30 protein-coding genes are annotated in these 26,506 nt (G+C 35.4%); 20 read left to right on the plus strand and 10 right to left on the minus strand.

The features are described 5' to 3' along the window. The first annotated feature begins 9 nt into the window (after window positions 1-9). The gene (locus CES88_RS15555; RefSeq protein WP_290736535.1) at window positions 10-465 is read left to right on the plus strand and encodes a hypothetical protein; all 456 of its coding nucleotides are present in this window, start codon (window positions 10-12) and stop codon (window positions 463-465) included. Window positions 466-559: 94 nt separating this feature from the next. Then, window positions 560-1,855, plus strand: a complete 1,296-nt coding sequence (locus tag CES88_RS15560) for a cytochrome c peroxidase (protein ID WP_290736538.1) — start codon at window positions 560-562, stop codon at window positions 1,853-1,855. On the opposite strand, the gene CES88_RS15565 is transcribed toward CES88_RS15560, so the two are convergent. Then, complete coding sequence (locus CES88_RS15565) at window positions 1,845-3,329, minus strand: hypothetical protein (protein WP_290736541.1); 1,485 nt, start codon at window positions 3,327-3,329, stop codon at window positions 1,845-1,847. The genes CES88_RS15560 and CES88_RS15565 overlap by 11 nt on opposite strands. Before the next feature lie 144 nt (window positions 3,330-3,473). Here CES88_RS15565 and CES88_RS15570 point away from each other — a divergent pair, with 144 nt between their 5' ends. After that, on the plus strand, window positions 3,474-4,175 hold the full coding sequence (locus tag CES88_RS15570) for a DUF445 domain-containing protein (RefSeq protein ID WP_290736544.1): 702 nt from the start codon (window positions 3,474-3,476) through the stop codon (window positions 4,173-4,175). On the opposite strand, the gene CES88_RS15575 is transcribed toward CES88_RS15570, so the two are convergent. Further along, window positions 4,172-4,606 carry a DUF5522 domain-containing protein gene (locus CES88_RS15575; RefSeq protein ID WP_290736547.1) on the minus strand — a complete coding sequence of 145 codons (435 nt, stop codon included), beginning with the start codon at window positions 4,604-4,606 and terminating at the stop codon, window positions 4,172-4,174. The two genes, CES88_RS15570 and CES88_RS15575, sit on opposite strands and share 4 nt — an antisense overlap. 132 nt (window positions 4,607-4,738) lie before the next feature. On the opposite strand from CES88_RS15575, the gene CES88_RS15580 reads away from it, so the two are divergent. Together CES88_RS15580 and CES88_RS15585 are read left to right on the plus strand one after the other, a co-directional pair. Further along, window positions 4,739-5,596, plus strand: a complete 858-nt coding sequence (locus tag CES88_RS15580; protein WP_290736550.1) for a radical SAM protein — start codon at window positions 4,739-4,741, stop codon at window positions 5,594-5,596. After that, window positions 5,593-6,801 carry a methyltransferase gene (locus tag CES88_RS15585; protein ID WP_290736553.1) on the plus strand — a complete coding sequence of 403 codons (1,209 nt, stop codon included), beginning with the start codon at window positions 5,593-5,595 and terminating at the stop codon, window positions 6,799-6,801. Before CES88_RS15580 ends, CES88_RS15585 begins: the two co-directional genes overlap by 4 nt. Here CES88_RS15585 and CES88_RS15590 read toward each other — a convergent pair. Further along, entirely contained in the window at window positions 6,776-7,507 is a 732-nt protein-coding gene (locus CES88_RS15590) for a sulfite exporter TauE/SafE family protein (protein ID WP_290736556.1), read from the minus strand. The two genes, CES88_RS15585 and CES88_RS15590, sit on opposite strands and share 26 nt — an antisense overlap. Window positions 7,508-7,563: 56 nt before the next feature. Next, window positions 7,564-8,172, minus strand: coding sequence for a Crp/Fnr family transcriptional regulator (locus tag CES88_RS15595; protein ID WP_290736559.1), 609 nt, complete (start codon window positions 8,170-8,172; stop codon window positions 7,564-7,566). 93 nt (window positions 8,173-8,265) lie between these two features. On the opposite strand from CES88_RS15595, the gene CES88_RS15600 reads away from it, so the two are divergent. Genes CES88_RS15600 through CES88_RS15615 form a run of 4 tightly spaced genes read left to right on the plus strand, consistent with a single transcriptional unit; the run spans window position 8,266 to window position 10,998 of the window. Continuing rightward, window positions 8,266-9,114: an MBL fold metallo-hydrolase gene (locus tag CES88_RS15600; protein ID WP_290736562.1), complete on the plus strand. Its 849-nt coding sequence runs from the start codon at window positions 8,266-8,268 to the stop codon at window positions 9,112-9,114. After that, window positions 9,111-9,521, plus strand: coding sequence for a YeeE/YedE family protein (locus CES88_RS15605; RefSeq protein ID WP_290736565.1), 411 nt, complete (start codon window positions 9,111-9,113; stop codon window positions 9,519-9,521). Before CES88_RS15600 ends, CES88_RS15605 begins: the two co-directional genes overlap by 4 nt. Then, window positions 9,521-9,940, plus strand: a complete 420-nt coding sequence (locus CES88_RS15610) for a DUF6691 family protein (protein ID WP_290736568.1) — start codon at window positions 9,521-9,523, stop codon at window positions 9,938-9,940. The genes CES88_RS15605 and CES88_RS15610 overlap by 1 nt, the downstream gene beginning before the upstream one ends. A gap of 2 nt (window positions 9,941-9,942) precedes the next feature. Continuing rightward, window positions 9,943-10,998, plus strand: coding sequence for a PQQ-dependent sugar dehydrogenase (locus tag CES88_RS15615; protein ID WP_290736571.1), 1,056 nt, complete (start codon window positions 9,943-9,945; stop codon window positions 10,996-10,998). On the opposite strand, the gene CES88_RS15620 is transcribed toward CES88_RS15615, so the two are convergent. Continuing rightward, window positions 10,982-11,713 carry a DUF3750 domain-containing protein gene (locus CES88_RS15620; protein ID WP_290736574.1) on the minus strand — a complete coding sequence of 244 codons (732 nt, stop codon included), beginning with the start codon at window positions 11,711-11,713 and terminating at the stop codon, window positions 10,982-10,984. The two genes, CES88_RS15615 and CES88_RS15620, sit on opposite strands and share 17 nt — an antisense overlap. A gap of 9 nt (window positions 11,714-11,722) precedes the next feature. Then, on the minus strand, window positions 11,723-12,586 hold the full coding sequence (locus tag CES88_RS15625; RefSeq protein ID WP_290736577.1) for a LysR family transcriptional regulator: 864 nt from the start codon (window positions 12,584-12,586) through the stop codon (window positions 11,723-11,725). 101 nt (window positions 12,587-12,687) lie between these two features. Between CES88_RS15625 and CES88_RS15630 the strand changes: the two genes are divergently transcribed. From CES88_RS15630 to recQ, 3 genes are read left to right on the plus strand one after another with little or no spacing between them, the layout of a single operon-like run. Next, on the plus strand, window positions 12,688-13,227 hold the full coding sequence (locus CES88_RS15630) for a YceI family protein (protein WP_290736580.1): 540 nt from the start codon (window positions 12,688-12,690) through the stop codon (window positions 13,225-13,227). A 20-nt stretch (window positions 13,228-13,247) separates the two neighbouring features. Then, window positions 13,248-14,108, plus strand: a complete 861-nt coding sequence (locus CES88_RS15635) for a pirin family protein (RefSeq protein WP_290736582.1) — start codon at window positions 13,248-13,250, stop codon at window positions 14,106-14,108. 35 nt (window positions 14,109-14,143) lie between these two features. Further along, on the plus strand, window positions 14,144-15,949 hold the full coding sequence (gene recQ / locus CES88_RS15640) for a DNA helicase RecQ (protein ID WP_290736585.1): 1,806 nt from the start codon (window positions 14,144-14,146) through the stop codon (window positions 15,947-15,949). Here recQ and CES88_RS15645 read toward each other — a convergent pair. Further along, window positions 15,939-18,746 (minus strand): CHASE domain-containing protein, encoded by a 2,808-nt coding sequence (locus tag CES88_RS15645; protein WP_290736588.1) that lies wholly within the window; start codon window positions 18,744-18,746, stop codon window positions 15,939-15,941. The two genes, recQ and CES88_RS15645, sit on opposite strands and share 11 nt — an antisense overlap. Window positions 18,747-18,879: 133 nt before the next feature. Between CES88_RS15645 and CES88_RS15650 the strand changes: the two genes are divergently transcribed. Beyond that, window positions 18,880-19,716 carry a S1-like domain-containing RNA-binding protein gene (locus CES88_RS15650; protein ID WP_290736591.1) on the plus strand — a complete coding sequence of 279 codons (837 nt, stop codon included), beginning with the start codon at window positions 18,880-18,882 and terminating at the stop codon, window positions 19,714-19,716. An 81-nt stretch (window positions 19,717-19,797) separates the two neighbouring features. Then, window positions 19,798-20,385 (plus strand): redoxin domain-containing protein, encoded by a 588-nt coding sequence (locus CES88_RS15655; RefSeq protein ID WP_290736594.1) that lies wholly within the window; start codon window positions 19,798-19,800, stop codon window positions 20,383-20,385. 28 nt (window positions 20,386-20,413) lie between these two features. On the opposite strand, the gene CES88_RS15660 is transcribed toward CES88_RS15655, so the two are convergent. Together CES88_RS15660 and CES88_RS15665 are read right to left on the minus strand one after the other, a co-directional pair. Next, window positions 20,414-20,863 (minus strand): SH3 domain-containing protein, encoded by a 450-nt coding sequence (locus tag CES88_RS15660; protein ID WP_290736597.1) that lies wholly within the window; start codon window positions 20,861-20,863, stop codon window positions 20,414-20,416. Then, window positions 20,863-21,126, minus strand: coding sequence for a PqqD family protein (locus tag CES88_RS15665; RefSeq protein WP_290736599.1), 264 nt, complete (start codon window positions 21,124-21,126; stop codon window positions 20,863-20,865). The genes CES88_RS15660 and CES88_RS15665 overlap by 1 nt, the downstream gene beginning before the upstream one ends. Window positions 21,127-21,280: 154 nt before the next feature. Between CES88_RS15665 and CES88_RS15670 the strand changes: the two genes are divergently transcribed. From CES88_RS15670 to CES88_RS15695, 6 genes are all read left to right on the plus strand, one after another. Beyond that, window positions 21,281-21,478 carry a hypothetical protein gene (locus tag CES88_RS15670; RefSeq protein WP_290736601.1) on the plus strand — a complete coding sequence of 66 codons (198 nt, stop codon included), beginning with the start codon at window positions 21,281-21,283 and terminating at the stop codon, window positions 21,476-21,478. 87 nt (window positions 21,479-21,565) lie between these two features. Continuing rightward, a complete protein-coding gene (locus CES88_RS15675; protein ID WP_290736605.1) occupies window positions 21,566-21,748 on the plus strand; it encodes a hypothetical protein in 183 nt (60 codons plus the stop codon). 31 nt (window positions 21,749-21,779) lie between these two features. Further along, complete coding sequence (gene ablB, locus CES88_RS15680; protein ID WP_290736608.1) at window positions 21,780-22,616, plus strand: putative beta-lysine N-acetyltransferase; 837 nt, start codon at window positions 21,780-21,782, stop codon at window positions 22,614-22,616. Window positions 22,617-22,656: 40 nt separating this feature from the next. Further along, complete coding sequence (locus CES88_RS15685; protein WP_290736611.1) at window positions 22,657-24,072, plus strand: sodium/proline symporter; 1,416 nt, start codon at window positions 22,657-22,659, stop codon at window positions 24,070-24,072. Then, on the plus strand, window positions 24,072-24,944 hold the full coding sequence (locus CES88_RS15690; RefSeq protein WP_290736614.1) for a mechanosensitive ion channel domain-containing protein: 873 nt from the start codon (window positions 24,072-24,074) through the stop codon (window positions 24,942-24,944). The genes CES88_RS15685 and CES88_RS15690 overlap by 1 nt, the downstream gene beginning before the upstream one ends. A gap of 115 nt (window positions 24,945-25,059) precedes the next feature. Continuing rightward, complete coding sequence (locus CES88_RS15695) at window positions 25,060-26,019, plus strand: LysR family transcriptional regulator (RefSeq protein ID WP_290736617.1); 960 nt, start codon at window positions 25,060-25,062, stop codon at window positions 26,017-26,019. 3 nt (window positions 26,020-26,022) lie between these two features. Here the strand turns inward: CES88_RS15695 and CES88_RS15700 are convergent, their stop codons facing one another. Then, the gene (locus CES88_RS15700; protein ID WP_290736620.1) at window positions 26,023-26,310 is read right to left on the minus strand and encodes a PqqD family protein; all 288 of its coding nucleotides are present in this window, start codon (window positions 26,308-26,310) and stop codon (window positions 26,023-26,025) included. Window positions 26,311-26,506: the final 196 nt, after the last annotated feature.

The raw sequence follows: 26,506 nt of genomic DNA on the forward strand, positions 1-26,506 counted from the left end.
CTTATTACTATGAGTATTGAAAACTTAAATGGAAAAATTATTATTAAAACATCTCTGTTGACGAGAGTCTTCTGTCTAATTGTTGTTCTTGCCGGAGTTTATCAGGGGTATTTATTTCTAAGCGGGGGATTGTATGACCTTCTTGGGTTAACTCTTAGTTTTCTTATTCCCTTCATTGTTTTAAACTTTATTTATCCATCACAAATCACTATTTTCTCTGATGAAGAAATTGTAGTACTTTCAAAGTTCTTGTTTAGAGCCCAAGAATTAAAATTAAAAGTAAGTGAGATTAAACTTGTTGAACTTAGGAAGTCTCGTGGGGGTTCAACTTCTGGAAATTTCAGTATTGATATCTCTATGAAAGATGGTTCTAGAAAGTTTATTCCAACTTTTTCTAAACTGTATTCACGGGATGCAAGAGAGTGCCTTGAGAACTTTCTTAGGACAATTAACACTCGCTGTTAGTATGTTGCGGTGCGGATGTCCATAGTTTTTCTATAAAGTTTGACGACTCAAACTCTATGCCGATAATATCTCTATAAATTTACGGGAAAATCTCATGCTTTTAAAATTAATTCTAGTTCAGATATCTATTCTTATTTCTATGGAAGCTTGGGCAAGTCTTGACTCTAATCTAAGTACCTATATCAAAAGCTTTCAAATGAAAGCAATTTCGAAACCGAATAATTTAAATGAAGTTAAGTATCTCCTAGGCGAGAAGCTCTTCTTTGAAAAAGAGATTTCGGGAAATAGAAATATTAGCTGTTCAACTTGTCACGACTCTAAGTTTGGAACTGGAGATGGTCTGCCTCTTTCTATTGGTGAAGGAGGAGTGGGAGTTGCTCATAAGAGATTCGCAACAAGTTCTATGCAGGTTATTCCGAGAAATTCCCCCCCTCTTTATAATTTAGGTCACAAAGATATGATCTCACTTTTTTGGGATGGAAGAGTTCAGTACCGACAAGGATGGGATGAGTATACAACACCTTCTGAAGTTTTAAATGGTGACTACCCTGAAAGATGGGATATCACAGAGGCCCTAGGAAGTGCTCTCGCAGCGCAGGCCCTTTTTCCAATTCTCTCCCATGAAGAAATGAGGGGACAAAAGGGAAGTAATGAGATTGCCAATGCTCAGTCTGATGAAGAAGCATGGAATCTTATCATGGGAAGACTTTTAAAAATTAAAGAATATTCTGAACTCTTCAAAAAGGCCTTTCCTAATGTTGAAGAAGTAAATATAGGGCATTTTGGAAATGCTCTTGCTCACTTTCAAGAGCATCGGTTTGCTGTCTACGATACTCCTTGGGATAATTACCTACGAGGAAATAATTCAGCATTAAGTGCAAAGGAGAAGAGAGGGGCCTTAGTATTCTTTGAAGGTGGGCTTTGCATTCGTTGCCATAATGGAGATCTTCTTGGAGGTTTTGCATTTGCAGGAGTTGCTTCTCCTCAAACTGGACCAGGGAAAGATATTAAACACAATGATGAGGGACGTTTTCTCATTACAAATAATGAAATGGACAAGTATCAATTTAGAATACCTCCTCTTCGAAATATTGCTCTAACGGCTCCTTATTTTCATTCGGGAGCTTATAAAACATTAAGTGATGTTATTGAACACTATAGAAGTGGTATTAAGGGAATAGATAATTACTCAAGTGATTGGTTAGATGAGTTTCTAGATAAGAATTATCCTGAAAGATTATTTATCGAAACAAATCGCTATATGATTTTTAAAAAGAAAGAAGCTGCTCACCCTCTAATTTCAGGGCAGATTATTCGCATGACTGATTCAGACAAGAGCGATCTATTGCACTTTTTAGAATTCTCCCTAACAGGTTCTGTTAGGGACTAATTAAGTCATCGACCATTTTCATAACTCTCTTATCATAAGTGATTGCTCCATGAGCTTTCTTTGCGTTGAAAGAGCCTTTAGGAAAATCGATATAGTGATTCTTAGACCCTTCTACTTTTGATCCGAGAATAGGGACAGGAACTTTTTCTGTTATTCCAACTTGATCTTGATTTTGATAGAAGTTTATAGACTCAATATTTTTTCCAAGTACTTTGAAAATACCATACTTTGAGTGATCTCCAATTCGGCCTCTGGACAAAGGATTTACGATTCTATTTAATCCATCTACGGCAGCTATCTCCATTGGGATAACTGGATCAATAGTGACGAGTTTAATACTTGCTTTAGGATATTTCTTTGACACTCTATTTGCCATCTTAAGAGCGGAAAAACCACCACTACTATGGCCAATTATTGTAATCGTAGGAGAGCTACCTTCGCCGTAAACGTGTTTATGAAAATCTTGATATTCTTCTAAACATTCTTCGGCCCGATTTCTTCCCTTCCCCTGACTTTCTGAATCATAGTAGTTCCAATTAGTAAGGGTTCCACTATTTTTATCACTATCAATTTCTGTTACAATATTAGTAAGAGGTCCATAAATCATTCCAGGCCACGTATTATCTCCGGTTTTGAGTAAGTACACTTTATCTTCATGGTGCTTATCATCGGAGAGATAATCACTAGCTTTTTTCTTGTACTCACTATCTTCTCGGTACTGTGATTGAGCGTGGAGAAGTTTAAGCTTCTTTGCTTTCTTTGGCGAATAGCCTCCAGTTCCCTCAAAGACCATTACGTAATTTCTAGGAGGCTTAGAAATTTCTTTTTCTCTAATTCTCTTCAATTCTTTTTCAGTATATCTCTTGGTAAGTTCTTTATATTCTTTAGAGTTTAGGGCCTTCTCTAATCTTGCTTTTGCCACAGGCCTTTCTCTCTTCGCTCTTGCTCGCTGTGAATCTACTGACTTCTTATAATCCATATAGTGAGAGTAGGACTCTTTGAAAGGATTTATATAATAATCATCAATCATTCCGATATGGTAATCTGACTTAAATTCTTTAAGTACCTTGAGAATATTTTCTATATTATCATGTGTTCGAAGTGCCATTTTAAAAGGTCCATCAGGACGACAGGAGAGTGCTTTTAAATTCTCTTCTTCTTGGAGGTATTCGTTCTTTCTTCTGGCGAGTTCAAAGTCTTCATTCTTTGGGTCTAAGTATTGATCTAATAAGCGAAGTTCATTTTTAGCAACTTCTACCTCTTCTAATAATTTTCTAGCGGCCTTAAAGGACTTTGTTCTATCAAAAGGAATTAGAAATTGGCATTGATTTTTAAAGAAGGGTTGGTCTTCTTGGAGTTTATCAAAGTACCCCGCTGAATCTATATCCTGAGCAGCTTCTTTATCTGATAATGGCATTGCATAGACGTTGCTTATAAATAAAAATATATGAAAATACTTAAAGTATTTACCCATGACTTCTCCCTTTTCTCTATTTCTTATCGGTACAATTGACCTATTACTAAAGGCAGTATATCTATGATTTTACTAGGTTAGTTAGAGTGGCCAGTCTTATAAATACTACCTATAATCAATATTTTATAAATATTTGAGGACACAATGAATAAGAGTTTACTGACAAATCTATTATCACTATTACTAATTGGACTAGGGTTTATATCTCCGGTTTATTCTGATGTTATCAAAACAATGGGACTCTATTCTTTCTCTGGCGCCATTACAAATTGGCTCGCAATACATATGTTATTTGAGAAGGTTCCTGGGCTCTACGGTTCTGGGATTATTACAGAGAGATTTCAAGAATTCAAAGTTGCAATTAGATCAATGATAATGAATCAATTCTTTACCAAAGAAAATTTTGAAAAGTTTATGAGTTCTAATTCAGGGAGCTTAATTAAAATTGAAGAAGAAACCATTATGCAGACAATTGATTTCGATAAGATTTTTAATAAATTAAAGGAAGCTATTTTAGAATCACCTTTTGGTGGAATGCTTGGAATGTTTGGTGGGCCTGCTGCACTAGAGCCATTAAAGCCTCAATTTGAATTGAAGTTTAGAGAAATTATTTCGGATATAATTAAAGACGATCAATTCATTTCAAACCTTACTCGCAGTGGAGAGGGAAGTTCATCGATCTCCGATAATATTGAAGCTATGGTAGATGGACGCTTAAATGAGCTTACACCACAAATGGTAAAAGAGATTATTCAGACTATGATTAAAGAGCACCTTGGTTGGCTCGTTGTGTGGGGTGGTGTCTTTGGAGCATTGATTGGACTTATCTCAACACTAATTCCTTAAACGTTATAGTAGCTGGCCACTATATCAAGATCGAGGCCTTGATCTTTAAAGTGCTCTTTTAAGTAGAGAGCACTTACTCCTAGACTTCCAACTTTAACCACACCGCAAGTGAAGCCTTTTAGCTGAACAAATCTGTAGTTTCCTAACTGATATTTTGAAATGATATCTTTCTTCTTAGCACCTCCAAAGGCAGAGGCGAGGAGAGAGGCACTTACGGTATTTTCTTCTTTGGGAGAATTCTCATCAATAATAGCTTGCGCCGTTAGCAAGGAGCTAATCTCTAGCTCTTTGAACTCTAGGCCATGTCTCGTTAGGGTGAAATTATAGGGACAGTGTAGACAGGCGGTCTTACAGCAAGATCCTCTATTTTTTAAGAATTGGCTCGTTTTTACTGAGTCTCCATCTTCATTTGTGTAAGCTAATTCTGCCATTTATGTTCCTAAATTCGTTTAATTGATAATTTAATCTACCTTAAGCAGCGAAATGGATCAATGCTCAGTACATTATAGTCAATTTGTTATAAATGATTTTCCAGTGAGTTAAATCGTGTTATGAATGGGGGTATGTTAAAGAGAATTTATATAGAAATTTCTAATATCTGCAATGTTCAGTGTTCTTTCTGTCCAGTTGTAGAGCGCGATAAAGAAATAATGTCTCTTTTAGAATTTGAAAAAATAGTGTCAGAAGCTGCGCCACTGGCAGAAGAGATTTGTTTGCATCTTATGGGAGAGCCTCTGGCCCATCCTAATTTCGAAGAGATTTTAAAAATTACAGATAAGTATAAAACAAAGATCCAGCTCACAACTAATGGGCTCTTGTTAAAGAGATATGAAGAGCTCTTATTAAGTTCTAATGTTATTAGACAAGTGAACTTCTCTCTTCAGGCGTTTAAAGACAATTTTCCCCATAAGAAACTAGATGATTACTTACTTCCAATTTTAAAATTTGTTCAAAAAGCAGCGGCACTTAGACCAGAGATGTACATTAATTTTAGAATGTGGAATCAGGACTCAAGTGACGAAGACAATAGCGATATATTTGAATACGTAGAGAAGTTTTTTCAAATTTCAATTAATAGAAATATTGAAGTAGGTGCAATTAAGTCTAAGCGTGTTTGGAATAAACTCTATCTTCACTTTGATTCTCGATTTGAATGGCCGTCTTTGGATGGAGAGATTCAAGGAGAACAAGGACGTTGTAATGGAGTTCTTAGTCATATCGGAATTCATGCCAATGGAGTCGTTGTTCCATGCTGTCTGGATAAAGAAGCGATAATCAATTTAGGGAATTGTAAGGAAGAAGAGCTCTCAAAAATATTGGTTAATGAGAGAACTGAAGCGATGAGAAAAGGATTCCAGAATGGAAGACTGGTTGAAGAGCTCTGCCAGAAGTGTACTTACATTAACAGATTCAAGAAATGACTATAGAGCTTCAATCAAAATTAAAAAAATTAGCAACCTTTTTAAAGCAGTATGAATTCTTGCATCGTAAAGAGTTTATACGAAAGTATCCGACCTCATATCCTGAAGAGATAACTCCATGGATCGATGAATTAATGAACTGGTCCTTTAAAGATATTGCAAGACTTGAGTCGTTTCCTCATGAAGATCTCGTTGAGGATGTGAATTTTAAAATCTTTCTAAAGAGTATTAGATCTTTATCAAAAGTAGATACATTCTCTGGGAAGAAGACCTCTATGCCTCAAGTTCTAAAAAAGAAATTACGCCCTAAGAAGATTCATGAGATAGAAAAACTTAAAAGTGTTTGCGATAAGGTTAAGGATATTGAGTCTATTATAGATATCGGTGGAGGAGTTGGAAACTTAAGTTGCTCACTTATCATTGATAGTGAGAAGAAAGCACTATGTGTTGATATGGATGAAAAGCTACTTGACTTAGGGAGAGGTAAGCGAGAATTCTGGCCTTTAGAGTCTAAAGAATCTTTAAGATTTATACACAAGAAGTTTGATGAGAAAACTTCTTTAGATGTTAACTTCTCTAAGGATAAAGCTCTGCTTATTGGATTACATAGTTGCGGCGACTTATCAACTAACGTCTTAAAATTTGGTTTAAGAAATAACATTAGAAATATCATTAATATTGGCTGTTGTTATCATAAGATTATTAATTTTCAAAACGTATCAAAGTATTGCCAAGCAAATGGGATTCACTTTACAAACAATGCGCTTCATCTCGCATCACGTTGTGGAGCAATTGTAGAAGAAGAAACTATCCAGAAAAGGCACCATCAGAAAAGATTTCGCTATACTCTTCACTACATTTTACACTCTCACGGAGAGAAGAAATTTTCTAGTATTGGTAACGCTATACCCAGAGACTACCAAGGGTCATTCTATGACTATTGTCGTAAATTTGATCACGAAGAGATTTTAAAAGACCTCGGTAGAGATGAAGTAGAGGACTTTTTCTCCAAGTCTTATGAAAAGGTTTGGAGGCACTATCTAGCTGATACAATACGCCTTCTTCTAGGTCGCTTAATTGAGGTCTACGTAATTTTAGATAGGGCCCAGTACCTCTTAGAGAATGGTCTAAGTATTCAGATCGAAGAGATCTTTGATCGTTCATTAAGTCCACGTAATATTATGCTAAGAGCAGCTCCTTTATAATAATAAAGAAACTCATTAGAAATAAAAAGTAAGAGAAGTACTTCTTTAGACTTTCTGGTTTAGATTTGTTAGAAAGAATGCTTCCTACTAGAGATCCAAGCGACGTTAGAAGAGTAAAAGGAATTAGAAATTCCCATGGAATATTTAATACGTTTACATATTGTAAGAATCCTCCAAGCGAGTTTAAAGCAATTATGAGTAACGATGTTGATATTGATACCTTGATACTTTGTTTAGCAATAAGATTGAGCGTAGGAACAATTAAGAATCCTCCTCCGACACCTATGACTCCTGTTAATAGACCTACAAAGCTTGCTTTTATTCCGAATGATAATATTGAAAAATGAGCACTTGTGGTCTCTTTGGATTTTTTTAGCATAGTTATCGCTACCGCAAGCATAATTGCTGCAAAAATTAAGAGCTGTATTGTCGAACTTAAGTATTTCGAAAGATATGCACCCAAGAGTGTTCCTGTAAGTGAGAAAGGGATAAAGAATAAAGCAATTTTAAAATTTATAGTCTTTGATTTTAGATTTGCTAGAACAGCAGTACTACTTGCAAAAAATACTATTGCTAAACTTAAGGCAATTGCTAGCTTTGGTTCTATTTTGGCTAGATAAATAAGAATAGGAACTATTAAAATGGAGCCACCGCCGCCGAGAGTTCCAAGCATTAGTCCAGAAAGTAGTGCTAAGGTATACGTCATATTAACTCCTTATAATTGATTATACGGAGTTAAATAAATACTTACTTTGATTTTAATCAAGTATTAAAGCTTAATAATTTTTCCACGTCATTAATTATAAAGTCTCTGCCGTCTTTTATGATGATTCCAGCTTCGGATAGTTGTGTCATTACTCTCGCAACAGACTCAAAGGTTGTTACAGAAAAGTCGGCAATTTCTTTTCTTTTCCACACTTGCTCTGGATACTTCAATTTTAAGAATACAAGCGCCTCACAAACTCTTCTTGCTACGCTCTTGTCTTGAAGCCCTGCTAATCTTAATTCTGCATGTCCTAAGTCACTAGCAAGTCCTTGAACTACTTGCATCAAAAGATCTGGCCTGAGCTCACAGATCCTACTACATTCCTCATGAGGGATAATCATTACCTCTGAATTACTTAGTGCTATTGTATTTGCATGGTAGGGGGATTTGGCAAAATACGACCGATGTCCAAATAAAGAGCCTTCACTAAAAACTCTTAAGAAGACTTCTTTGCCATTTTCTGAATTATGGAATAGTCCTACAAGACCAGTCTTAATAATATAAATATTTTCAGGAACTTCATCTTGGGAGTAGATTAAATTGCCTTTTTTGAATGTCTTGATGACTGAGTTCTTTGAAAGTGATTGAATTTCCTTGTAAAGCATTGGACCTCTTTATTTGATCTAGATCAAAGATATTGCAACTAAACTTTGTTATTTTAATATTAAGAAGACATCATTATTGGTCAAGGGGAATGTATGACTGTTCAAATTCAAGAGTTTTATGACGAGCTAACAGCTACTTTCACTTATATAGTATTTAATGAAACTAGCTATAAAGGTGTTGTGATTGATCCTGTTCTAGACTACGAGCAAGATACTGAAAATATTAGTTATGAATCAATTGAAAAGGTTTTGGATTTTATAAATTCAAAGGGGTTAAAGATTTCTTATATTCTTGATACTCATATACACGCAGATCACATCACTGGTGCAAGTGTGCTTAAAGAATCCTTGCCTGGAAGTATTACTGCTATAGGTGCTGGAGCTCTTGAAGTAAGAGAGCATTTTTCAAGTAAGTTTCCAACTTATAATGAAAGTCCATATGATAAATACTTAAATGATGAAGATATTCTAGAACTTGAAGGCTTGAGTATCAAAGTTTTAGCGACACCTGGACATACTCCATCGTGTGTATCATATCTGATTGGTGATAGTTTATTTACCGGTGATTTATTGTTTCTTCCTGATTCAGGGACAGGACGTTGCGACTTTCCAAATGGAAGTTCATTAGCAATGTACAACTCTATTAAAGATAAAGTTTATAGCCTTCCAAAAGAAATTAAGATTTATGTAGGGCATGATTATGCGGCAGGTGGACGTGAAGTTAAGTTCAAGAGTAGTGTAGAGGAGCAAATGTTGAATAATATTCAAATAACTCATAGAACTGCGCTTGATGAGTTTGTTACTAAGCGTGATAAGAGAGATAAAGATCTAAATGAACCAAAACTTTTAAATCAGAGTTTACAAGTAAATATTAATGGAGGGGATGTGAGTCCTTTATTGAATGGAAATAGAATTAATCTAAAAAAGGAAAATACGTTATGAATAATATCTTTGCCCCACTTTTAGGAGGTATCATAATTGGAACAGCGAGCTCTTTATTGCTAATAGGAGTTGGTAGAATATCAGGAATCAGCTCGATTTTAGCTCAAACAATTTCTAGGCCTGTAAAAGAAGATTTTTGGAAGTACTTCTTTCTTCTAGGACTCGTTGTAGGTAGCATTCTATTTTTAATAATATCTCCTAAAGATTACGAAGTAGCCCTCGATCTTTCTAAGACTGAAATTATTCTTGGTGGATTCCTTGTAGGGCTTGGAACTAGGCTTGGAAGTGGTTGTACTTCTGGGCATGGAGTCTGTGGTATTTCCAGGCTTTCCAGACGAAGTATACTTGCAACACTAATATTTATTTCAACAGGAGTCTTAACGGTTGCTTTAAAAGGAGTACTCTAATGGTCGTTTATTTCATTTCACTTCTTTCAGGGGTATTGTTTTCAGTAGGACTCATTATTTCAGAAATGGTGAATCCTGCCAAAGTTATTGGTTTTCTAGATATTTTTGGAGAATGGGATTACTCGCTTGTTTTTGTAATGCTAGGAGCAATTAGTGTTAACTTGGTAGTATTCAAATTTGTAAAAAAAGAGAAGCCAATATTTAATGGAGTTTTTCACCTACCAACTCGCAACGATATTGATTGGAGATTACTTACTGGTTCTGTGTTATTTGGTGTTGGCTGGGGAATGGCAGGTATTTGTCCAGGACCAGCGATAGTTAATTTGGCCTCAATGAACTCTGATATGTTATTATTCTTTGTAAGTATGATTAGTGGAATGATCATTTATAAATACTTAAATAGGTTCATTAAGGAATAGGTATGAAGTCAGTCTTTATTTTATCATTTATTTTTATGTTTAGTATTCAAGCAAAAGTCACTACTAAAGAAATTTTGAAAGTTAAAGACATAATCTGGGGATTTGATTTTACTGACTCAAAGACAATTGTTGCGAATTTAAAAGATGGTGCAATCATTAAATATGACTTGGAGACAAAGAAAGTTGTAACGTTAAATTCTCCCAAAGTTACCGTTACTGGTCAAGGTGGCCTACTCGATATTAAGTACCAAGTAGTTAATAAAGTCCCTTATGTCTATTATACCTTTGCAAAGAAAGTTAAGGGAACTGTCGTTACTGCTCTTGGGCGTGCGAAGTATGCAAGTGGTAAGCTCTCTCAACATGAGACTCTCTTTGAATCTAAAATACATAGTAGTACAGGAAGACACTTTGGTTCTAGGTTGGCCTTTGTTGGAGAGACTCTCTTTATGACAATTGGAGATAGAGGAGAGAGGGATTATGCTCAGAAGTTAGACTATCACAATGGCAAAATACTGAGGCTCACACTAGAGGGAAAACCTCTTGCAGATAATCCATTTGTTAATACGAAGAATGCTCTGCCTGAGATCTGGAGTTTTGGCCATAGAAACCCTCAAGGAATTTTCTATGATGAGGAGACTAAGACTTTATATAGTTGCGAATTTGGTCCCCGAGGAGGAGATGAATTAAACCTCATTAAGAAAGGACTTAATTACGGTTGGCCAGTTATCACCTACGGCAAAGAATATTGGGGGCCAGGTATTGGAGAAGAGAAGAAAAAAGGAATGGAGCAGCCAATAATCTATTGGACTCCTAGCATTTCGCCGTCAGGTATGACGAGATACACTGGCAATAAAAATCCGAAATGGAAAGGGGACTTCTTCTTAGCAAGTCTAGGCTCCACTCATTTACACCGAGTAAGATTAAAGAATGGTAAGGTAATAGAAGAAGAGAAACTACTTACTAATTTAAATGAAAGGATTCGTCAGGTAAGAACGGGAATTGATGGAGAGCTTTATATTTCTACAGATAGTGGAAAAATACTTACTGTCCATCAGTGATTGATTTATCTTGAAATCCAAGTCTTCCTACAAAAGGGAGTTTCAGAGCAGGGGTCCAAAGGTCGAGTCCAAAACTTAGGCCTAGGATATTCATTTCAAGGCCTTCCTCTACTCCCATAGTTATTCCAAATAGGCCATAAAGTGAAAATTGAAATCCTTTATTACTTGGACTTTCGGAAAGTATGTCGCTTCCTTCTAAGTAGTCTTTTCCTACGGCATTGGCCGGTAGCTCTAGTGGGAGTTCATCAATACTTCTTATAATATGTGAGACAAATGTATTAGAATTTGGACCAGGCCATAAACGATAAACTTTCTTATGTGGGTAATCTTTAATAATCTTCTTTGTCTGAGCAATAATTTTTCTCGCTCTCTCTCCTTTTACTTCATAGAGAATTGTCGGCTCGTTATCAAACCACTTTCTGTCTGGAAGATCATTTTCAACTGAGATTGCTGATCCCGATCTTCTAATATTCCAGGAAGTAACCTGAGCTACAGAGTACTTCTTTTCATGAGAGAGCTTCCAAGCAACCCAAGGGTGAACACCAAGATATCCCCTCCATGAGAAGGCGCGAGCATAGTAGACTTGAAAAATATCTTCTTTCTGGTCTTCGGCCTTGACGGCAATACCTGCACTCTCTCTGGAAGCTGATCTCCAGTCTTTAGAAGAGCAAGAGGATAGAAGAGTGAAGAATGTCAGGACGTAAATTAATTTCATAATATGACTCTATTGAAAATCGTTCACTAAGTCTAGGAACGCCCTTGTTCTCTTAGACAAATTACTTGTTGCTGTATAAAGAATTCTAATTGTGTGCTGAGGACCCTTCCATTTCGGGAAAATATGAATAAGCCTACCGGTTCTAACATACTCTTCACAGTAGAAGCTTGGAACAATTGTAATTCCACTACCATTGAGGGCCATGCTTAGTAGCATAGGAATACTACTAGTGTTAATTCTATATTTAAAATCAATATCTTCATCTGCTTTATCTTCGATTGTATTAAAATCAAAATTTCTAAAAGTTAATAATTTATGATTCTTTAAATCTTTTAAGCATTTAGGAATACCAAATCTTTGAACGTACTCTCTTGAGGCAATAGCAATAAAATGAACATCTTTAAACGATCTTTGAATTAAGTTTGAATCCTCAAGTTTTCCAACTCGAAAAGCTAAATCAATATTATCTTTGGTTAAGTCTAGAAAGTCCCCAGTGAGAATTGTCTGCACTTCAACATTGGGATAGAGGTCATTGTATTTTGCAATAATATCTAGAAGAATTGATTGCCCTAAATCCTCAGGGGCAGTGATTCGTAAAACTCCGCTGATCTCTTTCTTTGTATCGTTAATGAGCTCTACTTCTTGTTCTAACTTTAATATTTGCTCTCTAATACTTAGATAGAACTCTCGACCCTCTGTGGTGAGAGCAATTTGACGTGTTGTTCTTCTAATAAGTTGAACACCAATCTCTTCTTCAAGCCTTGAGATCGCTCGACTAACTCTAGATTTTGGTTGTTTTAGCGATTCGGCAGCCTTAGTGAAACTTCCTAATTCCGATACCTTAGAGAATGTTTTTAAGAGATTTAAGTCCATATTGTTCCTTTTATGGAACAGTATATCTCGATTGTGTCTCCTTTTGCAACTTTGTTTCTTGGTCGATAATAGGAAAAACATAATCAAAAAGGAGATTATTTATGAAGAAATTACTAATAAGTGCAGTTGCAATTCTATCTCTAACTTCATTCGCAGCAGATGTAGATTTGTCTAAAAGTGAATTTACTTGGAAGGGAACAAAGGTGACTGGTGAGCATACAGGAAAATTAAAGCTTAAGAAAGGAACGATTGAATTAAGTGAGAAGGGAGTGATTACATCAGGAAAACTTACTATAGATTTAAATACACTAACTGTAACTGATCTTTCTGGAGAGTGGGCGACAAAGTTTCTAACTCATATTAAGAGTGGAGACTTCTTTGATGTTGAAAAATATCCAGAGGCAGTACTTGTTGTAAATAAAGATACAGGTTCAAAAATTCTAGGAACTTTAAAAATTAAAAGTAAATCTAATCCTGTTGAGTTTAATTACAAGAAAAAGGATGGAGCCTATGTTGGAACTCTAACTTTTGATAGAACAAAGTTTGATATGATTTATGGTTCAGGAAACTTCTTTAAGAACCTAGGGGATAAGGCCATTCATAATGACGTAAATCTTGATTTTAAATTAGTTGTAAAATAATTGCGTAGAAAGAGGTAAGTATGGAAAACACACGAGTGACTAAAGTTTTAAAAAATAGCAGAAAACATTGGGTTGGAAATGGGTTCTATGTAAGTTCGCTGTGGAGTCCGGGATCTTCCCTCTATAAATATACAAATCCTTTTCTTATGCTGGATTACGCCTCTCCTATGATGTTTGAACCATCTGAGGAGAGAAGAGGAGTAGGAGTACATCCGCATAGAGGATTTGAGACAGTTACCTTTGCCATTGAGGGAGAGGTTGAACACAGAGACTCTAGTGGAGGTGGAGGAGTTATTTTTCCTGGAGACGTTCAATGGATGACCGCTGCATCTGGAGTTGTTCATGACGAATTTCATTCGGATAAGTTTACTAGAGAAGGTGGTGTCTTTTCAATGGTTCAACTCTGGGTGAATTTGGCTTCTGAGTTTAAGATGAGTGAACCAAAGTATCAAAGTATAAAGAGTGAAGAATTTGATAGAGTCAGTGAAGACGGACATGAAGTAAAAGTTATTGCAGGTTTATATAAAGACCATGAGGGAGCTTGCTCAACCTATTCTCCAATCAATGTTTTTGAAGTGAACTTTTCTAAAAATAGTGAATTTGAATACTTTTGTTTAGAAAAGATGACAACACTTGTTCTTATTCTTGACGGAGAAGTTGAAATTTCAAATGAGAATTACGTTAAAGAGCAAGCACTAGCAATAGAGAAAGATGGGGATAAGTATTCTTTAAGGGCGAAGAAAGGTTCTAAGCTCTTAATATTCAGTGGGGTCCCTATTGAAGAGCCAGTCGCTTCCTATGGCCCATTTGTTATGAATACAAAAGAAGAGCTAGTGCAAGCCGTCGAAGACTTTAATGCTAATCGAATGGGGAATTTATAATAGTCGGTAGTTTAATTTTTTGATACGCTCATGAAATGAGAAATGAGAAATTACATTCTATTTTAAAAGACACTTTTGGTCATCAAGCTTTCCGTTTGGAGCAATTAAATATTATCAACTCTATCCTTGATGGAGTTGATACCTTGGCCATAATGCCTACTGGTGGCGGAAAGTCTATGTGCTTTCAAGTTCCTGCTCTATTCTTAGAGGGAATTACTATCGTGATTTCTCCTTTAATTTCTCTGATGACTGATCAGGTCGCAAACCTTTCTAATAACGGAGTCGCTGCTTGTTTTTTAAACTCTAATCAAAGTAATGAAGAGAGAAGTGAAGCTAGAGAGAAAATATCAAAGGGAGATATAAAGCTAGTTTATGTTTCTCCCGAAGGAATTCTTTCTGGAGGAATAGCGACTTTTTTACAGAGTCTAGATATTAGCTTAATTGCAATTGATGAAGCTCACTGTGTTTCGCAGTGGGGGCATGAGTTTAGAAGAGATTACACTCGTCTTGGTGAATTAAAAGACCTCTTTCCTGAGACTCCAGTCCTCGCACTTACAGCAACGGCTGATGAGAAAACAAGAGTGGATATCTCTCATCAACTTAGAATGAATGCTCCAAAGACTTTTATTTCTTCTTTTGATCGAGCTAATATTAAGTACGCAATTCTGGAGCGTGAGGATGAGCTTAAGCAATTAGATGAATTTATTAACAAGAATCATAAAGGTGATACTGGGATTGTTTACTGCCTTTCGAGAAAGAAAGTTGAATCAGTGGCAAAGAAACTCAGAGAGAGAGGACACCAATCTTTTGCTTATCATGCAGGACTTACTAGAGAGCAGAGAGATCATGCTCAGAAAGTTTTTAGTAATGAAGAAAATATTGTCATAGTCGCAACCATTGCTTTTGGAATGGGGATTGATCGACCTGATGTTCGCTTTGTTGCTCACTTGGATCTTCCTAAAAGTGTTGAGAGCTATTACCAAGAGACGGGACGTGCTGGCCGAGATGGGCTTCCTGCAAATGCATGGATGGTTTACGGCCTTCAAGATGTTATAAAGCTTTCGCAGATGCTTGAGACAACAGAGGCCCATGAAAACTATAAGAAAGTTGCTAGAGGAAAGCTGGACTCTATGCTTTCAATTTGTGAAACGACTAAGTGTCGTCGACATTTCTTACTTCAATACTTTGAAGAAGATAGCTCTCTTAAGTGTGATAATTGTGACACTTGTTTGCACCCTGGAGAAACATGGGATGGACGAGTCGATGCTCAAAAAGTTCTTTCGACTATTTATAGAACAGGACAGAAGTTTGGAGCAGGTTATATTGTAGATGTTCTTAGAGGAAGCAAGAATGCCAAAGTCGAAGAGAGGGGGCATCAAGAGCTAAGTGTTTATGGAATTGGAAAAAGTGAAACGAAGTCTCACTGGAACCTAATTATAAGACAACTACTGAATATGAAATATATTACTATAAAGAGTTGGGAATATCGTACCTTAGCTCTTATGAAAAAGAGTGAAGAGCTTTTAAAGGGAAATGAAGAATTTCTTTTGAAAAAGAGAAAGATTACTCTTAGGGCTTCTCCTGAAGTGGTTCAAACTAGTCATGAGAGAAATGATCTCTTTGAAACTCTTAGAAAAATAAGAAAGGAAATTGCAACAGAGAATGGTTTGGCCCCTTATATGGTATTTGGAGATAAGTCTCTCCATGATATGTGCCAAATACTACCAAGATCAAAAGATGAATTCTTGATGGTTAATGGGGTCGGAAATAGTAAGTGTGAAAAGTATGGCGATTCATTCTTAAAAGAAATAAGGCAATACTTAGAGAGTTCTAATCTTTAAAGTACTTATTAATTACTCTGACAAAATCATCAACCTTGACTGGTTTACTGATGAAATCACTCATTCCTGAATCATAGCTTGCTTGAATTTCTTCCTTCATCGCTGATGCACTTACTGCCACAATAATAGGCGCATCTTCACGATACGTTTCCAAAACTCTTCTAGTGGCCTCAAGACCATCGAGTTCAGGCATATGGCAATCCATTAAGATTAAGTCATACTTCTTAGTCTTGAGCATTTCTAGGACTTCTAGTCCATTTTCAGCTAGATCGACAGTAAATCCAATTGTAGACAACATTTTAGTGATAACGATTTGGTTTATTTTATTATCTTCAGCAACTAGTATATTTATACCTTGAGCACTTTTATTTAAAGAGATTGTGTTAGGGGTTCGTTTTTCTAGAATGTCCAATTCTTCTTTAGACGACTTCGCCATAGGAATATTAAAGATAAAGGAAGTTCCTTTTCCTTCCTCGCTTATAAAATCAATAGTACCATTTAAAATTTCTGCGAGTGCCTTACTAATAGAAAGTCCTAAACCTGTTCCTCCAAAGCGCCTTGTTGTAGATATATCTGCTTGGGTGAATGATTTGAAAATTTTACTTTGTGAGCTTATCGGGATACCTATCCCGTCGTCTTTAATTGTAATTTGAATATTTGAAATATATTCAGTGCTAGAAGTTTCTTTTACAATGATTTCAACTTTTCCCTTTGTTGTAAATTTATTTGCATTCCCTATGAGGTTTAAAAGTATTTGTCTAATTCGAATCCGATCTGAAGAATAAACTCTTGCTAATTTATTTTGCCAAAAGAGTTCTATCTTATTTTGAGCAACACTTGAATTGAACATTAGTTTTTTTACTTCTTCAATTTCTTCATAAAGATCAAATGGGAGTGATTCGACTTCAATACCGCCAGATTCTATTTTGGAAAAGTCTAGGATATCATTAATGATTTTTAATAGGTCTTCACTACTTTTCTTAATTATATTTAAATACTCAATATTTTCTTTCTTCTCTACTTTTTGAAAGAGTAATGCAGATATTCCAAGAATTCCATTCAAAGGTGTTCGGATTTCGTGACTCATATTTGCTAAGAAGTTAGATTTAACTTCGTTTGCTTGAACTAGTTTTCTTGTTCTCTCTTCGACTTTTATCTCTAGTTCTTCATTAGATCTTTCTAATTCTATCTGTGACGTTTCAAGTTTTTTCTTGGTTTCTTCAAGAGTACTTTCTCGTCCAGTTATGATTAGGAGAAAACAACCAATAATACTTAAAACAAATAATCCACCGGCAAGAACGTACCACGCATACCATGTCTGGTGTTCAATATTGTATGCATTTGTCTGATTCACGACTAGCTCCCAAGTTCTATTTTCAAACTTAGTACTATAGTTTTTTGAAAAGAAGCCTTTTTCTAATTTTAAATCTTTAATATCTTCTGATGTGATTTTCTTCTTTAAAGAGTTTATATCATTTGTGTAAATGACATCGTTATTTTCATTTACAAGATAAATTTCAAGACCTTCTAAATCAATATTGTTAAGAATTTCATTGAGCATTTTGTCGTAGTTAAAAACTCCAACAATAAATCCATCTGAATCAGAAGACTTTGGGCGCGAAACTGGAGATAGGGTTAGAAAGCCAAAAGGTTTTTTACTGGAGCGATCTTGGACAAGTACTAGGTCATCAGTGATATGGGTTTTCATCGAACTATATGCTTTATCTAGTGAATCTTTTCTACTTTTTGAGAATGATATGTCTAGGCCGTGAGCGAGCTCATTGCCTTCAAATGGATAAATATAAGTGACTACAACATGACTAGGTCTTTTCTTTGCCGTGATAAGCTGGTTATTCTCACCTTTTTCATTAATTGAAAAATTCTTGTAACCAGACTTTTTTATTCTAGAAATATACTTTGCTCTGTCCTTATTTTTAACAACCTTATTCCAAGAAATTGCTCTTATTCCAGAATCTTTTCTTATTATATTTGATACAAATTTATTAAAGTCTTTCTCGCTAATATCATCAGAGCTATTAAAGAAGCTGACTACGGAATTTAATGTATCTTTGTAATAAAGGGTATGATTATTAAATGTTGAGACTATTACGTTAAACTTACTTTCAAGTCTATTTTCCAGTCTTTGAGACTCCCACTTTCTAGCGTTTAAGAAGAAAATGACAATAAGAGAGAAGAGAATGAGAATTGGAACAGTGAAGCTAAGGCGTCTTCTTTTCCATAGAGTATCTTTAGATTCAAAGACTGTAAGAATAAGAGGAGTAAAGACAACTGTTCCAATTGCATCGCCTATCCACCAAGTAAACCATGAGAAAGAAAAAGTCTCTAAGGAAATAACTCCAGAGAAGAAGAGTGTGGAGACTCCTATCGTTGAATTAATCATACAACCTAGAGGGCCAGCAATGAATAGAAATTTAGCAACTTCTCTCCAGTTATCAAATCGTAGTTTACTATTATCGAAATGAGTAACTGCTTTGTAGGTGATATAGGTCTGTAGAGCTGCTCCTAGTCCTATTATGAATGCTATTACAATTGGACGCTGAACACTCTCTCCTGAGACTAAAGATAAATGAGGCCATAGATTTGCGAAGAAGGAGCCAATGAGTACTCCAATAACTGCGGAGCCTCTGAAGTAGAGCATGCACGCAAGAGCAATTCCGGCCGGGGGCCAAGCAGCACTTGCAAATCCAGGAGGAATCGCAAGCTGTAGAGAGAGTCTCGCAGATACAAAGTAAGCGACACTACTCAGGAGAATGATTAATAAATATTTAATTTTCATAGCTTATCTATCTTTTCGGCTTTGATATGTGAATATTAAGAGATTTCTAGCCATCTATCGTTTTTACTAATTTCCATGATTTACATTGCTTCTTCTAAAAAAACAACATAGGTTGAGGAAAATGGAGTGAAAAGTGGTTGAAATTGGTCAAATAAATAAGTTGGTTGTGTGTAGAGAGTCTAGCTCGGGATATTATCTCAAGGAGTTGGATTCTATTGATGAAGTCTTCATGCCTCCAAACCTTGGTCCTGTTAATATTTCAATGAATCAAGAATTAGACGTATTCGTTTACCTGGATACATCTGGAAGCTTGATTGCTACAGATCAAATTCCTCATGCTGTCGTTGGTGAGTATGCAATTATGCGAGTAGTAGAAGTTCAAGAATTTGGGGCCTTCTTTGATTGGGGAATTGATAAAGACCTACTTGTTCCTGGAAATGAACAAAAAGTTAAAGTGAGAAAGTTTGAAGATCATATTGTTCGTGTATGTCTTGAGGAAGAAACGGATAGAGTTTTTGGAACAACTAAGCTTGGTAAATATATTCTTGAATCTGAGTTTAACTTTGAAAGAGGAGATGAGGCCGTCATTGTTCCTGCTAATAAAACAGACTTAGGTTATAGAGTTATAATAAATAAGAGATTTATTGGAATGATTTATGACTCTGAAATTTTTCAGCCTATTCAAATAGGTAAAGAATATTCAGCTGTAGTCAAAAAAATTAGAGATGATGGATTAGTTGACATGTCTCTTCAAGTTCTTGGCATTAAAAATATGATTGGTTCAAAGGACGTTATTTTAAACTTCTTAGAGCAAGAAGGTGGATCAAGTCATTTGAATGATAAGAGCTCTCCAGAAGAAATTAAGCGATACCTGAATATGAGTAAGAAGACATTCAAGGGATCTATTGGAATGCTTTATAAAGAAAAGAAGATTGATATCTCTAAAGAGGGTATCAAGTTGATAAAATAACTAGAGTTTGTCTAACGTTTCTTATTTATTCAAATTAGATAATTGGGGTATAATTTTCCAAACTATCTTTATGGAGTAAGTATGAAGAAGATCCTGATCTCATTTCTCATTTGTGTAAATTCATTTGCAATTTCTCCCGGAGATATTGCCATCAACTTTAAATTACAAGGACAAGATGGAAAAATGGTAGAGCTATACAAGCTTCCAAAGCCTGTAATTTTAGAGTGGTATAACGAAGGGTGCCCATTTGTTAGGAAGCACTACGATTCAAATAATATGCAAGAAACACAAAAGTTTTTTAAAGAACAAACAGGTGGAACTTGGGTTTCAATTGCATCTTCTAATAAAGGAAAGCAGGGGTATATTGAATCAAGCTCTGTAGCTAAGAGTAAATTAAGAGAAGAAAACTCTAAAGCTGATTACCTTCTTTTAGATACGGATGGGAAAGTGGGACAACTCTTTGAAGCTAAGACTACTCCGCAGATTGTTTATGTCGGTAAGGATAATGTCATTAAGTATTATGGAGCAATTGATAGCATTCCTAGTTCGTCGACGAGTGATATAAAGTCGGCAACTAATTATGTTAAAGAGACTGTGAAGTCTATAAAGGCCAATGAGAAGGTTAAAGTATCGAAGACTAAGCCGTATGGTTGTGGTGTAAAGTACTAAGGGAAATTGCTAGGGTCACTAGATGACCCTAGTTTATAATTATTCTCATAGACTCTGACTCTGGCCAAATATTTGTATTACTAAGCCACATCCTCTTTCCATATTTATCGATCACTAGATTACATCCGATTTCTTTTTTTAAAACTTTAAATCCTTCAGTATAGACTATTGGTCTATTGGTTTGATTCTTTTTGAAGGCACAATAAGGGTCTCTTGTTTCCTTTAAAGTCATACAGTTGAGATTTTGATCAATAAGGCTATGAAAAATCCATCCCTCAAATTTAAAACCTCTTACTTTAAACCACTGGTCACGAGACTCAACTATTTGAAGCGGAGAGAACTTTGGAAGAGAATAAACTATTGATGAACTTGTTGAGGGTCCTCCACGTAAGTGACTCTTATACTTTATGGTACAGGTCGCAAGAGTTAGCCCACTTCTAAATAGTAATAGAAAAAGGAGAAGTAGCTTTAGTTTCATTAGTTGATCTGGCTCACAAGTCCAACATCTCTAAGTTGTAGAATTATACTTTCTACAATATTGGATAATTCTGGTTTGTTGATCTTACTTGTATTTTCTATTTTCTTAGAAACATCAGAAATAGATGTCTTACCATCTAGCTCTTCCCAAATAAAGGCCGACATATAAGTTACCTGAAAAGATTTTCCTTCGGGCGTCATTAGAATTGGCTTTGATTTATTAACGGTTTGCTCTTTATTAAATCTTCCTCTTTTTAAAAACATTGAAACCTCCCTGTTCTCTTTATAGTAGTGGATTATGGAAGTAGATCAAAGATAGATATTGTTCTCTTCGACTTAACCTAATTGATAACTTCTCGTATTGAAGTGTCTGAGGTCATGAGAGATAGTTTTAGAAGAGATAAAAAAAGGAGTTCTAATGAATATGATGGTTAATGAAGGTAGCGAACAATATATTGAATATGGAAATGAGAAACTCACTCAAGTATTTTTAAAAGAAAGAATTATTGAACTGGGTGATTCTTTAAGAAGTGATGAGTCCTGTGATTTATTATTAACTAAGAAGAACCTAGAATTAAATAATAGAATTTATGAAAGCTGTTTTGGTGTCCAGTAAGTTACCGTTATAAGGTGTGTGTTCGGTAAAAGCGAATAGGGCGGATGAAAGCTTCGGAAAAGGCCAACTATCCGCTAGTATGGTTATATGGAAAATTTTAAAGAAAACAAAGACATTCATTTACCTGAGAAGGAAATTTTAACAGAAGAGGAAAAGACTCTTCGTGAAAAGGATCTTGAAAATGAAATTCAATTAATGAATTTTAAAAGATCTCTTGGATCAATGCGCGCAAGTCTTAAAGTAAAGAAAGACTGCTTGTCCCGTTTGTAAAAAAAAATCAAATTAACCAAAGAGTGAAATCATGAACTATGACCAGCTTGAGAAAGTTAGTGGAACTCTCTCCCAGCATGGAAAGTATAATGATCGGCTTTACATAATGAAGTTTCAAGGTCCTTGCGATGTTAGAGAAGCTTTGAGTGATGTAGAGCGAATTGCTAAGACAAATAAATACGGAAAAATTTTTGCGAAGGTTTCAACTCCATTTGCCAAGTTCTTTGGTGGAGAAGATTACGAGCTCGAAGCAAAAGTTCCAAATTTATTTAACGGCAAGAGCGATGGTTACTTCTTTTCAAAATATTTAAATAAAAAAAGAAAGATAGTTGATAGAGAATCGATTGATTCTGTTGTTGAGATCGCGACACAGAAGAAGAGTGAATCTTCAATTGAAACTCAAGACTATAAGGTCGAAGAGCTTTCTAAGAGTGATGTAAAAGGCATTATTAATGTTTATAAATCAGTTTTTACTACTTACCCCTTTCCAATTTTCGATCAAACTTACGTAGAAGAGTCGATGGATAATAATGTGAGAATCTTTGGGATAAAAGTTGATAGTAAAGTTGTTGCCGTTTCTTCATGTGAAATTGATTTTGATGCTCAGAATGTAGAGATGACGGACTTCGCAACACTTCCTGAGTTTAGAGGGAAGGGACTTGCTAGTAAGCTCTTGTCTATAATGGATTTAAAAATGCGCGTTGAGGGTATTAAAACTGCCTACACAATTGCTAGGTCAAAGTCATTTGGAATGAATATCACATTTTCTAGAAGTGATTACTCTTATGCCGGAACATTAAAAAATAATACAAATATCTCCGGAAGTATTGAGAGTATGAACGTTTGGTATAAAAGACTAAGTTTCTAATTAAATAAATATATATTAACTTAAAAAAAGGAATCAGCTAATGGTGGTCTATAGTTTTCTATTCTTCTTACTTCTCTTTGTATTAATTGGAGTTTCTTCAACCTTTAAAAGTAAAAAGAATAGTTCAGACTATCTAATGGCAGGACAAGATATTAAACCATGGCTAGCAGCTCTTTCGGCCGTCGCAACTAATAATAGTGGTTACATGTTTATTGGGATGATTGGTTATACCTATACCAGTGGCTTGCAATCTATTTGGTTGATGGTCGGCTGGATTTTTGGCGACTATATTATTAGTAATTTTGTTCATAAGAAATTAAGAGTGCAATCTGAGAAGAAGGAAATGTTAAGTTTTGGTGGAGTTCTTTCTCGTTGGCAAGGTGGAGAGTTTAAAAAACTTAGAGTTGTTGTTGGTTTAATCACTGTTATTTTTCTTGGAGTTTATGCCGCTGCTCAATTTAAGGCCGGAAGTAAGGCCCTTCATGTACTCTTTGGATGGGAGTATAGTACTGGCGCGATCATTGGAAGTTTTATCGTCTTTGCATACTGTTTATCAGGAGGGCTTAGGGCATCTATTTGGACAGATGCTGCTCAGTCAATTGTGATGATTTTTGCTATGGCACTACTTTTCTTTGTAGGAGTAAGTGACTCTGGCGGTTTTTCAACATATTTCTCAAGTTTAGATGCTGTTGGACCTGGATACCTAAGTGTTATACCAACAGGACTTGCTATTGATAACTCCTTTGGTGTTTTCCTCTTTATTATTGGCTGGATTTTTGGTGGTTTTGGTATCATTGGACAGCCACACATTATGATTAGATTTATGACAATTAATAATGCTGAAAGTATGAATAAAACTAGAGCTTATTACTATGCTTGGTATATTGCATTCTATGCTCTTACAATCGGTGTAGGTCTAACAGCGAGATTAATTCTTCCTGAAGCTTCAAATTTCGATGCTGAGCTTGCTCTTCCTTTAATGAGTCAAGCACTTCTTCCACAAGTTCTTATTGGTGTTGTTCTCGCAGGAATCTTCTCTGCAACAATGTCTACTGCAGACTCTCAGATTCTAAGTTGTTCGGCAGCTTTTACAATGGACATTTTTCCAAAAGGAAAAGGAAACCTTTGGTTAACAAAGTTAACAACAGCATTTGTTACAATTATGGCACTGCTGATAGCACTTTATGGAAGTAAGAATGTCTTTGAATTAGTTCTTATTTCTTGGTCAGTACTTTCTGCTGCATTTGGACCACTGCTCTTCTTATATGCGATTGGAAAAAAAGTTTCAGAATTTACAGGAATTTCAATGATTGTTATTGGTGTTGCAGTAACTTTAATTTGGAGACAACTAGGTCTTGCTGGTACAATGTTTGAAGTTGCTCCAGGAATGGTGGCAGGGATTGTAACTTACTTTGTTTTATTTAGAACAAAACTGAACCTTATTAAGGAAAGCTAATGTTTCCAGCTCTCACGACATACTCATACCCAATTGGTGTGAGTATTGCTTTTATTCTTATTTATTTTTACTTTCGTCTTATTATTAAAAAAGCAGAGAAAGTTAAATTAAAGAATATAAAAAAGAGAGAAATCCATGGCGCCGTTGAAACTGATTCTCCAGTAGAGAACGATGAAAAAGATATAAAGGAAAAAGGTATTCATGCAATTGAAGACCGCTTTTCTTTCATCAGTAAGGCATTGCCATTGGCTCTATTTGGAATTTGGTCTCTGGTTGTCTTTATTCCATATCTTGGAAGTATTCCTTCTGTATATATTTCTATCATCGCTGCAGTTCTCTCTGTTATTGCAGGTGTTTCACTTAGGCCATTTTTAGAAAACCTATTTTCAGGGGTAGTAATATCTTTTTTTAAGTTTATTAAGATTGGAGATACTGTCATCATTGATGGACACTACGGTTTAATCGAGGAGATAGGTTTAACTTATTCAATCGTTAAGAAGTGGGACTGGAATAGAGTCGTAATTCCAAATGCGAAATTAATTCAAAAAGAAATTCAAAATCTTACTATTAATGATCAATATATCTGGGCCTATATCGAGTTCTTTGTATCTCCTGAAACAGACTTAGAAAAATTAGAAGCTTGGGCCAAAGAATGCCCTCTTAAGTCTAAGTACTTTGCCAACACTGAAGAACCAACATTTTGGGTGATGGAGCTAGAGAAGGATTCTATTAAGTGTTGGGTTGCTGCCTGGGCAGATAATCCAAGCGATGCTTGGGAACTTCGAAATGATATGAGAACAAATTTACTGAAGAAGCTTCAGCAGGAAAGGGTGAGTTTCCATTTGAACCATTGGAAAACTAACCTAGTTTAAGTAATTTAGCTAGATTTTGATTCGTAAAAACCGAATACGTCGTTCAGGGTATTTCTATTCGCTTTTTCCTTAGTTATAATTAGGTATATTCTTTTTTGAACTAACTGAGGGTCTTATGCATAAATTAAAAGATATTAACTGGAATCACTTATATTGCTTTTATGAAGTTGCTAAGGCCCAGTCTCTAAAGAAAGGGGCCAAGACTATTGGTACGGCTTCCTCAACTTTGAGTGAGCAGTTAAAGAAGTTAGAAGAGAAATTTAATAAGAAGTTATTCGTTAGAAGTCCTAAGGGTTTGTCTCTTACAACAGATGGCGCTCAATTATTTGATAAGACGAGAGTGATCTTTGAAGAAGGAAGTAAAATTCTTGAACACTTTTCAGATGATGTAGTTGGTGGATATCCAGTGAATGTTGGTATCGAAGAGACAATTACTTACGACTTAGCTTGTGAATTCTCCTCTCAGTATTGGGATTTATACACTCCTTATGGAACTGTTAATACGATCAGACAGTCTGAGCAAGATGTTCTGATTGAAAATTTAATCCAAGGAAATATTGATTGGGGAATTTCTCTAAGGAAGCCTAAAAGAAAGAGTTTGGACTACCAAGAGATAGGATCTTTTGAGGTTGTTTTTTGTTGTTCTTTAGATCTCTATAATAAGTTTAAGAGTGAAAAAGATATTCTTGTAAATATTCCTTTTGCTGAAAATAGCTGGGATAAGAGCTTGAACCAGACGATTTATCAGTACCTAAGAAAGAAGGGGATTATACCAAAGGAGAAAATCCTAAGTGATCACTCTGACTTTGTTAAGAAACTCTGTGACCGTGGTCGATGTGTGATGTTTATTCCAAAAAACCCTCTTGAAGAGTATCCAGGATTAAAGACCTTTCAATTAGATGAACCTATAAAAGTTTCTCTCTATGCTATTTGGAAGAAGAGTGATGAGGGATTAATTTCGATTAGAAAGTTGAAAGATTTAATTCAGACAAAACTCTCTTATGTTCCAGAGAGATATGAAGATGTTGATTTACAGATTGAAGTTTCTGAAGTTTCTGATGACTTGTTAAAGTAGTGCTTAGTGCTCCATTTCCTTTAGTTCAACAAGCTTTGCTTTAGATAATTTTTCAATAATTTGGGAGACTTTTTCTGTAAGGTCTCCTGAGCTACTTTTTGAATTTGCTTTTATTTCTTTACATAAGTCTTTTATAGAAGAATTTCCCGAGCATAGTTCCCAAATTAAAAGTATCGCCGCATTAGTTGAAAAGGCTTTGCCTTCAGCATTTAAGAGCATAAAGTTCTCATTTTTGTCTTTGGCAATTCTTCCTTGTTTAACTGGGTAGATTTTTTCTATTTGAGATATCACAATTCTCCTCCCTCCTATCTGGTATATCTAATCCTAACATTTCGGGAAAGTAGTCTCACTAAGTATATGTTTCGTTTCGATTTAGCCGAATAGGTTCTTCACATGGTTCATGTTGCGACGCGCACTTATCAACTACTTAGCAAATGAACAGAAGTGTACTTAATCTCGTATTTTTAGGATAAAATTTTTAAGTAAA

It is taken from the genome of Halobacteriovorax sp. JY17 (genome assembly GCF_002753895.1).
In the GTDB taxonomy this organism is placed as follows: Bacteria; Bdellovibrionota; Bacteriovoracia; order Bacteriovoracales; family Bacteriovoracaceae; genus Halobacteriovorax.

Bases quoted from the DNA above. Each gene is read 5' to 3' on its own strand.
- CES88_RS15610 (WP_290736568.1), top strand. From the start codon at position 9,521: ATGGTCGTTTATTTCATTTCACTTCTTTCAGGGGTATTGTTTTCAGTA.
- CES88_RS15670 (WP_290736601.1), top strand. From the start codon at position 21,281: ATGAATATGATGGTTAATGAAGGTAGCGAACAATATATTGAATATGGA.
- CES88_RS15690 (WP_290736614.1), top strand. From the start codon at position 24,072: ATGTTTCCAGCTCTCACGACATACTCATACCCAATTGGTGTGAGTATT.
- ablB (WP_290736608.1), top strand. From the start codon at position 21,780: ATGAACTATGACCAGCTTGAGAAAGTTAGTGGAACTCTCTCCCAGCAT.
- CES88_RS15665 (WP_290736599.1), bottom strand. From the start codon at position 21,126: ATGTTTTTAAAAAGAGGAAGATTTAATAAAGAGCAAACCGTTAATAAA.
- CES88_RS15660 (WP_290736597.1), bottom strand. From the start codon at position 20,863: ATGAAACTAAAGCTACTTCTCCTTTTTCTATTACTATTTAGAAGTGGG.
- CES88_RS15595 (WP_290736559.1), bottom strand. From the start codon at position 8,172: ATGCTTTACAAGGAAATTCAATCACTTTCAAAGAACTCAGTCATCAAG.
- CES88_RS15585 (WP_290736553.1), top strand. From the start codon at position 5,593: ATGACTATAGAGCTTCAATCAAAATTAAAAAAATTAGCAACCTTTTTA.
- CES88_RS15570 (WP_290736544.1), top strand. From the start codon at position 3,474: ATGAATAAGAGTTTACTGACAAATCTATTATCACTATTACTAATTGGA.
- CES88_RS15630 (WP_290736580.1), top strand. From the start codon at position 12,688: ATGAAGAAATTACTAATAAGTGCAGTTGCAATTCTATCTCTAACTTCA.
- CES88_RS15590 (WP_290736556.1), bottom strand. From the start codon at position 7,507: ATGACGTATACCTTAGCACTACTTTCTGGACTAATGCTTGGAACTCTC.
- CES88_RS15575 (WP_290736547.1), bottom strand. From the start codon at position 4,606: ATGGCAGAATTAGCTTACACAAATGAAGATGGAGACTCAGTAAAAACG.
- CES88_RS15605 (WP_290736565.1), top strand. From the start codon at position 9,111: ATGAATAATATCTTTGCCCCACTTTTAGGAGGTATCATAATTGGAACA.
- CES88_RS15580 (WP_290736550.1), top strand. From the start codon at position 4,739: ATGTTAAAGAGAATTTATATAGAAATTTCTAATATCTGCAATGTTCAG.
- CES88_RS15615 (WP_290736571.1), top strand. From the start codon at position 9,943: ATGAAGTCAGTCTTTATTTTATCATTTATTTTTATGTTTAGTATTCAA.
- CES88_RS15560 (WP_290736538.1), top strand. From the start codon at position 560: ATGCTTTTAAAATTAATTCTAGTTCAGATATCTATTCTTATTTCTATG.
- CES88_RS15555 (WP_290736535.1), top strand. From the start codon at position 10: ATGAGTATTGAAAACTTAAATGGAAAAATTATTATTAAAACATCTCTG.
- CES88_RS15620 (WP_290736574.1), bottom strand. From the start codon at position 11,713: ATGAAATTAATTTACGTCCTGACATTCTTCACTCTTCTATCCTCTTGC.
- CES88_RS15645 (WP_290736588.1), bottom strand. From the start codon at position 18,746: ATGAAAATTAAATATTTATTAATCATTCTCCTGAGTAGTGTCGCTTAC.
- CES88_RS15695 (WP_290736617.1), top strand. From the start codon at position 25,060: ATGCATAAATTAAAAGATATTAACTGGAATCACTTATATTGCTTTTAT.
- CES88_RS15625 (WP_290736577.1), bottom strand. From the start codon at position 12,586: ATGGACTTAAATCTCTTAAAAACATTCTCTAAGGTATCGGAATTAGGA.
- CES88_RS15565 (WP_290736541.1), bottom strand. From the start codon at position 3,329: ATGGGTAAATACTTTAAGTATTTTCATATATTTTTATTTATAAGCAAC.
- CES88_RS15685 (WP_290736611.1), top strand. From the start codon at position 22,657: ATGGTGGTCTATAGTTTTCTATTCTTCTTACTTCTCTTTGTATTAATT.
- CES88_RS15675 (WP_290736605.1), top strand. From the start codon at position 21,566: ATGGAAAATTTTAAAGAAAACAAAGACATTCATTTACCTGAGAAGGAA.
- recQ (WP_290736585.1), top strand. From the start codon at position 14,144: ATGAGAAATGAGAAATTACATTCTATTTTAAAAGACACTTTTGGTCAT.
- CES88_RS15635 (WP_290736582.1), top strand. From the start codon at position 13,248: ATGGAAAACACACGAGTGACTAAAGTTTTAAAAAATAGCAGAAAACAT.
- CES88_RS15600 (WP_290736562.1), top strand. From the start codon at position 8,266: ATGACTGTTCAAATTCAAGAGTTTTATGACGAGCTAACAGCTACTTTC.
- CES88_RS15655 (WP_290736594.1), top strand. From the start codon at position 19,798: ATGAAGAAGATCCTGATCTCATTTCTCATTTGTGTAAATTCATTTGCA.